This is a genomic window from Enterococcus sp. VV15, assembly GCF_005236045.1.
GTDB lineage: Bacteria > Bacillota > Bacilli > Lactobacillales > Enterococcaceae > Enterococcus_B > Enterococcus_B durans.
In genome coordinates, this window is the sequence record NZ_QPTY01000103.1 from 1 (window position 1) to 1,046 (window position 1,046).

1 protein-coding gene is annotated in these 1,046 nt (G+C 32.9%); it reads right to left on the minus strand.

Annotated features, from left to right (window positions below; translation table 11 throughout):
- Nucleotides 1-482: 482 nt before the first annotated feature.
- Complete coding sequence (locus DVW83_RS15275; protein ID WP_167592589.1) at nt 483-896, minus strand: hypothetical protein; 414 nt, start codon at nt 894-896, stop codon at nt 483-485.
- Nucleotides 897-1,046: the final 150 nt, after the last annotated feature.

The window sequence follows — 1,046 nt, forward strand, 5'->3', positions numbered from 1 at the left end:
GAAAATATATTAAGTTTGATCAATGAGAGACCGGTAAAACATTGTATAGTATTTTACACAGGATTATGGACTTGACTATAAAAATAGATATTATTTTATAAATTTAAAATAACGAATCAAAGAAAATCGTAAAGACGTTTGTAGGAGTTAGAAGTAAATGGAGTAAAATGTGGAGAAGGATACATCAATGAGTGGGTAGAACAGATCAGCTCGGAAACTTCAAATATGGGAAGTAAACAAAAGGTTAGAAGTGTTTCATTTTGAGAAAGAAGAAGGCTATATGAAAATTACTTTTCAAATTTTTAGTGAATACTGATTTTTCGAAGGAAATACTTCTTCTCCCATCATTTATTTTTGTTTGAAGTGGGAGGCAACAGTGGCTTTACTTTTGCCTTACGTCCTCTATGTATTGCGTAAAAATACCGTGAGGGGGTATATTGGTTGGAGGATTTCTCAATAGTATTGTACTCAGGAGGGGGATGCTATTCTTTGTAAGCAAAATAGCGAGTATCTTTTTTTGCTAAACCAAAGGTATCTGATACATGTAGATTCTGTGGTGCGAATTGGATAGCTGGGATAATGAATGTCTTTTTATCTTTGTCTAAAATAGTGATCGTAAAGCTGATATCCTCGTGTTTTTCATTGAGCAAAGTGATATAAGGATGATCATCAAAATTGATCTCAACAACTTCATAACTGCCTAATAGACGAAGCTGAGAGCCTTCACTTTTGACTAGTTCGTTTTCAGTAGGCACATAGTCCATCTTTGATGTTTGTGTTGGCTGCATCTGTGCTTTTGAAGAGATATCTTTTATAGGAGAGGTCAAGAAATCAGCAATAAAAAATATAGCTACTATTATTAAAATACTACTAACGAGAATAATTGTTTTTTTCATCTTCCACACTCCTATATGGTGATTATGCTATAAAAACAGTTGATCATATTATAAAAAGTTTTGTGAGTGATGCGATAAAGTCCATATAATTGTGTAAAAGATAAAAGGCCATGTAACAGCCCTTTTACGGTACAATGTTTTTAACCACAA

Bases quoted from the DNA above. Each gene is read 5' to 3' on its own strand.
- DVW83_RS15275 (WP_167592589.1), bottom strand. From the start codon at position 896: ATGAAAAAAACAATTATTCTCGTTAGTAGTATTTTAATAATAGTAGCT.